This window comes from Phytopseudomonas flavescens (assembly GCF_900100535.1).
Taxonomy (GTDB): Bacteria; Pseudomonadota; Gammaproteobacteria; order Pseudomonadales; family Pseudomonadaceae; genus Aquipseudomonas; species Aquipseudomonas flavescens.
Map to the genome: position 1 here is coordinate 1 of NZ_FNDG01000042.1, position 6,036 is coordinate 6,036.

The window sequence follows — 6,036 nt, forward strand, 5'->3', positions numbered from 1 at the left end:
TTTCACTCCGCCGTAATCACCAAACAGCCCTGCATGACCCGAATCCGTATTTTCTCGTTGACCTGGAAGCCGGCCTGTTGCAGCCAGAGGCCGCGCAGCTTGATGCCGGGGACGATGCGGTCGTGGGTGTAGGCGGGTTCGCCGAGCGGCGGATAGTAATCGGCGGCGATGGTGGCGAAACGTTCAGTTCTGGGCGTGACTGCCCTATGATCGGCCTTAGCCATGGTCAGCTCCTTCTTAGCTGCTTGTGGTCAGCGAGCCGGGTGGGTTGCCGCCCACTCGGTTCGCGTCTTCTCCTTTCTCTGCGGTGTCAGCGGGTCTTGGATGACCAGCGTTCCGCTTCGTACTTGATGATCATCCCTTCCAGCAGTTGCTTGACGATGCGTTGTTCCTCGGCCGGCATGTTGCTGACTGCCTGAAATTGCAGGCGCAGATCCTCGTCGGGTTCCAGTTCCTCCGGCTCGAAAATCAATGAGTCGGTGGTGACGCGCAGGGTTTGCGCCATTTTCTTCAGGGCATCGAGCGACGGTTGCGAGGTGCCGGCCTCGTAGCGCTTCACCTGGGTGAGGTGCAGGCCGAGCGCGTCGGCCAGCGCCTGCTGGGTCAAGCCTTTCTGTTTGCGCAGGGATACCAGTCGTTGGGCGATGCTCATCGTGGTTAGCCGGGTGATGAAGGTGGCCATGATGTTATCCCTGGGTATCTGGTGTGCTTGACAGTGGTAGCATAAGAGAGCCTAGAATTGCGCACAAGAGAATCTTGACGCAATTCTGGAGAAACCCCGCATGGCCCGCATCCCCGTCGCCGAACTGGAACGCCTGAAGCGCGAGGTGTCGCTGGTACGGCTGATCCAGTCGCAGGGCCATGAGTTGAAGAAACGGGGCAAGGACTGGGTGATGCACTGCGTGTTCCACGAGGAGAAGACGCCGAGCCTGTCGATCTCGCCGGAGAAGAACCTGTATCACTGCTTTGGCTGCGGGGCGGCGGGTTCGGTGATCGACTGGGTGATGAAGACCCAGGGCGTTTCGCTGCCGCACGCGGTGCAACTGCTGCGCAACGACGCGCCGCTGGACAGTACCGAGAAGGTCGGCGTGACGCGCAGCCATGCCCGCCACCTGCCGCCTTTAGCCGCTGGCTCTGCCGCTGCCGAGCTGGAGGCCGCCGCGCTGTTGCAGTCGGTGGCCGAGTTCTACCACGCCAACCTCAAGCAGTCGCCCGAGGCGCTGGCCTACCTGGAATCCCGTGGGTTGACGCATCCGGAGCTGGTCGAGCACTTCCAGCTTGGCTATGCCAACAAGACCCTGACCTACCGCCTGCCGGCCGGGCATACCCAGGCCGGCAAGCAGGTACGCCAGCAGTTGCAGGCCGTGGGCGTGTTGCGCGCGAGCGGCCACGAACACCTCAACGGCTGCCTGGTGGTGCCGGTGATCGGCCTGGAGGGCGGGGCCAATGCCGAGCAGGGCCGGCGGGTGGTGCAACTGTACGGCCGGCGCTTGCAGCCGAACCACAAGATCCCGGCCGGGCAGTCGCGGCACCTGTACCTGGCCGCGCCATTGCGCGGGGTGTGGAACGAGGCGGCGCTGGTGGGCGGTGGCGAGGTGATCCTGTGCGAATCCTTGATCGACGCCATGACCTTCTGGTGTGCCGGTTTGCGCAATGTGATCGCGGCCTATGGGGTGAACGGCTTTGGCCAGGATCACTGGCAGGCGCTGAAACACCACGGCACGCGGCGGGTGGTGATCGCCTTCGACCGCGACGCGGCGGGGGATGCGGCGGCGGCCACGCTGGGGGAGGAACTGCGCGGTGCCGGCCTCGAAGTGTTCCGGCTGCTGTTCCCGCAGGGGCTGGATGCCAATGCCTTCGCGCGGCAGGTGGAGAGCCCGGCGCAGGCGCTGGGCGAGTTGTTGCAGCGGGCGCTGTGGCAGGGCAAGGGCGTGGCGAGTGAGGCGGATGACGCTTCTTCTTCAGCCGCTGCGCCGCAGGCCGTTGCGCTGTGCGAGCCGGAAAGTGTAGTCGTATCGGTTCCTGTACAGCCCTCTGTTTCTGCCGCTTTGGCCACGGAGCCGGAATCTGTAGTCGTATCGACCGAGCCGCTGACCCCGATGCCGGGGGCAGCGGTGGGACAGCCGCAATCCGTAGTCGAATCCTTTTCGGAAAACGCCCAGGGCGATCTTTTACTCACGGTGGCGGATCGGCACTGGCGGGTGCGGGGCTGGAAGAAGAACCTGGGCCCGGAGCAGATGCGGGTCAATGTGCAGGTACGCCGCGAGGCCAGCGAGCAGATGGAGGCGGCGTATTACGTGGACAGCTTCGACCTGTACGCGGCCAAGGCGCGTAGCAGCTATGTGAAGCAGGCCAGCCTCGAACTGGGCGTGTCGGAGGACGTCCTCAAGCGCGACCTGGGCCAGGTGCTGCTCAAGCTGGAAGGCTTGCAGGAGGCGGCGATCCGGGCGGCACTGGCACCGAAAAATCCCACGCCGACGCTCAGCGCCGAGGACGAGCAAAGCGCCCTGGAACTGCTGCGCGCGCCGAAGCTGATCGAGCGCCTCGAGGCCGACCTGGCGCGCTGCGGCGTGGTCGGCGAATCCAGCAACCTGCTGGCCGGCTACCTGGCGGCGGTGTCCAGGAAACTCGACCAGCCGCTGGCGGTGCTGATCCAATCCAGCAGCGCGGCGGGCAAGTCCAGCCTGATGGACGCGGTGCTGAACCTGATGCCGGAAGAGGAACGCATCCAGTACAGCGCCATGACCGGGCAAAGCCTGTTCTACCTCGGCGAAACCGACCTGCAACACCGGATTTTGGCCATCGCCGAAGAGGAGGGCGTGCGCCAGGCGGCCTACGCCCTGAAGCTGCTGCAATCGGATGGCGAACTGACCATCGCCAGCACCGGCAAGGACGAAACCACCGGCAACCTGGTGACCAAGCAATACCGGGTGCAGGGGCCGGTGATGCTGATGCTCACCACCACGGCGATCGACATCGACGAAGAACTGCTCAACCGCTGCCTGGTGCTGACCATCAACGAAAGCCGCGAGCAGACCGAGGCGATCCACGCCGCGCAGCGCCACAAGCAAACCCTCGACGGCCTGCTGGCCGATGCCGAGAAACAGGCCATTGTCCGCCTGCACCAGAACGCCCAGCGCCTGCTCAAGCCCTTGGCGGTGGTCAACCCGTACGCCGACCGGCTGACCTTCCTCAGCGACAAGACCCGCACCCGCCGCGACCACATGAAATACCTGACGCTGATCCGCGCCATTGCCCTGCTGCACCAGCACCAGCGGCCGATCCAGCGGATCGAGCACCGCGGCCAGCCGCTGGCCTATATCGAAGCGACGAAAGCCGATATCGCCCTGGCCAACCGCCTGGCCCACGACATCCTCGGCCGTACCCTGGACGAACTGCCGCCGCAGACCCGCCGGCTGCTGGGCCTGCTGCAAGGGTGGATCGGCGGGCTGGGGGTCAAGGTTCACGACTTCCGCTTCAGCCGCAAGGACGTGCGCGCGGCCACTGGCTGGGGCGACACGCAACTGAAGATCCACCTGGGCCGCTTGCTGGAACTGGAATACCTGAGCCTCTACCGGCGTGGCCTGGCCCATGAATACAGCCTCGCCTACGACGGCGACGGCAGTGCCCAGCCGCACCTGATGGGGCTGATCGAGGCCGAGCGGCTGGACAACGAATCGGCCCGGTCGGGGTTGGAGGCAAAGCGGTCGGCTCCAGGTCGGGGGCTGGTCGGTGCTCGGTCGGATGCTGAAAACACCGTACCAGGCCAGGCACTGCCTGAGCCCGAGGCCGATCCGGTCGGGGTGAACGGCCAGGCACCTATCCAGCCCGGGCACAACGCCGAGGCGCTGTTGTCCAGTGCCGCCGTAGTGGAGGGCTGAATGATGGCCTTGCAGAAGACCCGCAAGCCCAAGTCGGTGAAAATCGCCGACCAGGTGATCGGCCCGCTGGGCGATCCGGGTAGCCTGTACTTCCAGATGAAAGCCTTCCTGCAACACCAGCGCGAGCGCGGCTACTCCGAGCGCACGGTGGGCAACCGGGAAAGCCTGCTGATCGCCTTTATCCGCTGGTGTGACGAACGCGGCCTGACCCGTCCCCAGGAGATTACCCGGCCGATCCTGGAGCGCTACCAGCGTCATCTGTTCCTGTACCGCAAGGCCGATGGCCAACCCTTGTCCGCGCGCAGCCAGACGGTGCGCATCACGCCGATCCGGGTGTGGTTCAAGTGGCTGACCAAGAGCAACCGTATCCTCTACAACCCGGCCGCCGACCTCGAGCTGCCACGCATGGAACAGCGCCTGCCCAAGCACATCCTCACGGCGGACGAGGCCGAGCGCATCCTCAACGTACCGGACATCGCCACGGCCACCGGCATCCGCGACCGGGCGATGCTGGAAACCCTCTACAGCACCGGCATGCGGCGCATGGAACTGATCAACCTGGACTGGATGGCCATCGACTACGAGCGCGGGACGGTGATGATCCGCCAGGGCAAGGGCCGGAAGGATCGGATGATCCCCATCGGCGAGCGGGCGCTGGCCTGGATCAGGACATACCGTGACCAGGTGCGCCCGCAGTTCGTGCTGGGCGAAGACGGCGGGCAGTTGTTCCTGACCCAGCAGGGTGAAGCCTTCAGCCCCAACCGGCTGACGCAACTGGTGCGCGAACACATCGACGCGGCGGACATCGGCAAGCGCGGCAGTTGCCACCTGTTCCGCCACACCATGGCCACGCTGATGCTGGAGAACGGCGCGGACGTGCGCTTCATCCAGGCGATGCTGGGCCATGTGAGTTTGGAGACCACGCAGATCTACACCCAGGTGAGCATCCGCGCGCTGAAGGCGATCCACACGGCGACCCACCCGGCGCGGCTGAGCCGGCAGGGCCAAGCCGATCAAGAGCCAGATCAAGATCAAAAGCAATAAGGGCTGACAGATGCTGCGCACCTGTCAGGCGTTTATGCCGGGGGTAAATGGCCGGCGGAGCCGTCCATTCAACATAACGCTGCATTACGCAAAGTGCGGCAAGCCGCACCGCTGCGCGCCCTACGGGTTCGCGTAATAAGCGTTATGTCTTCGCCCCCGGAAGATCAAAAGCCAACGCATCGGCTGGACGCCCGGCTTCGCCCGGCTGCTGGTAGAGCGTTTATTACCCCCGCCCACCCGCCGGTCAACCGTTGCGGGCTCGCACTGCGTTGCTCGTTCCCCGCAACGGCTGCCCAGCTCCCGTCCGCCCCCAAGGGGGCTCCCCAAAAGCCAAGGCCAGAGCAGAGCCAGAGCGAAAAGCCGCGCCTGGGAGACCGAGTAAAGCTCCCTCCGTGTGCCCGGTCAGGATAGCTCCGTGCTCGGCCCGTCAAGGGTGAAGGCTTCGCCCGGCTGCGCCGCCCTTGACCGGCCTGCGCGCGGGGCTGCGCGGACGGGGCAAACGGCGCTCGCGGCGAGTGTCGAGCACGAAGAGGAACACGCGATGAACACGGCAATCCCCCTGGAGCTCAACAGCAACCTGGCCTGGGCCCTGGCGCAGTTGGTCAAGCGCATCAGCTACAGCGACTGCCGCAGCCTGGCGGTGGACGATCGGGAAACGCAGCAGATGATCGAGGCGATCAACCAGCTCCAGCGAGCGCTGGCCGAGGCGGGCTACGCGCCGCGCTGAGGGTAAGGGGCGGGTCACCGCCCCTTCACCAACCCGCGCCAAAGGCTAACGCGCTGCGCTTGTTGGCCCCCGGCCGGCCCGGCGGCTGCGCCACCGCCCCGGCCGGGAGCTTGAGTTTTTAGCTGCGCAACGGCGGGCGGGCCGCTAAGCTCGTGTCCATGAATCGAATCCACTCTGGAAATCCGCTGCTCTGGCTGGGCCTGTTGTTGCTGGCCTGGGCGGTTCTGGGCGTGCAGCTTGCAACGCCGAAAGTCGCGTCGGGGCCATTTTACGCGGCAACGGAGCATCACCTGGGTGTAACGCGCTGGGAAGCCGCGCCACGTCTGGGCCTGGACGCCTGGACAACGAAATTCGCGTCGGGTGATACAGTTGGGGCAAAAGGAA

6 protein-coding genes are annotated in these 6,036 nt (G+C 65.5%); 4 read left to right on the forward strand and 2 right to left on the reverse strand.

What is annotated here, in order from left to right; genetic code table 11:
* Positions 1 to 2 precede the first annotated feature (2 nt).
* Positions 3 to 224: a SymE family type I addiction module toxin gene (locus BLR94_RS26850; RefSeq protein ID WP_084308992.1), complete on the reverse strand. Its 222-nt coding sequence runs from the start codon at positions 222 to 224 to the stop codon at positions 3 to 5.
* Between the two features lie 86 nt (positions 225 to 310).
* Positions 311 to 682: a helix-turn-helix domain-containing protein gene (locus BLR94_RS26855; RefSeq protein WP_084308991.1), complete on the reverse strand. Its 372-nt coding sequence runs from the start codon at positions 680 to 682 to the stop codon at positions 311 to 313.
* A 100-nt stretch (positions 683 to 782) separates the two neighbouring features.
* On the opposite strand from BLR94_RS26855, the gene BLR94_RS26860 reads away from it, so the two are divergent.
* The 4 genes from BLR94_RS26860 to BLR94_RS27835 form a co-directional block, all read left to right on the forward strand.
* Positions 783 to 3,881 carry a CHC2 zinc finger domain-containing protein gene (locus tag BLR94_RS26860; RefSeq protein ID WP_090423781.1) on the forward strand — a complete coding sequence of 1,033 codons (3,099 nt, stop codon included), beginning with the start codon at positions 783 to 785 and terminating at the stop codon, positions 3,879 to 3,881.
* The gene (gene xerC, locus BLR94_RS26865; RefSeq protein ID WP_244158272.1) at positions 3,882 to 4,925 is read left to right on the forward strand and encodes a site-specific tyrosine recombinase XerC; all 1,044 of its coding nucleotides are present in this window, start codon (positions 3,882 to 3,884) and stop codon (positions 4,923 to 4,925) included.
* Between the two features lie 541 nt (positions 4,926 to 5,466).
* Positions 5,467 to 5,652, forward strand: a complete 186-nt coding sequence (locus BLR94_RS26870; RefSeq protein ID WP_084308990.1) for a DUF7706 family protein — start codon at positions 5,467 to 5,469, stop codon at positions 5,650 to 5,652.
* Between the two features lie 158 nt (positions 5,653 to 5,810).
* Positions 5,811 to 6,036, forward strand: a 226-nt coding sequence (locus BLR94_RS27835; RefSeq protein WP_208601378.1) for a hypothetical protein, incomplete at its 3' end; no start/stop codon positions are given.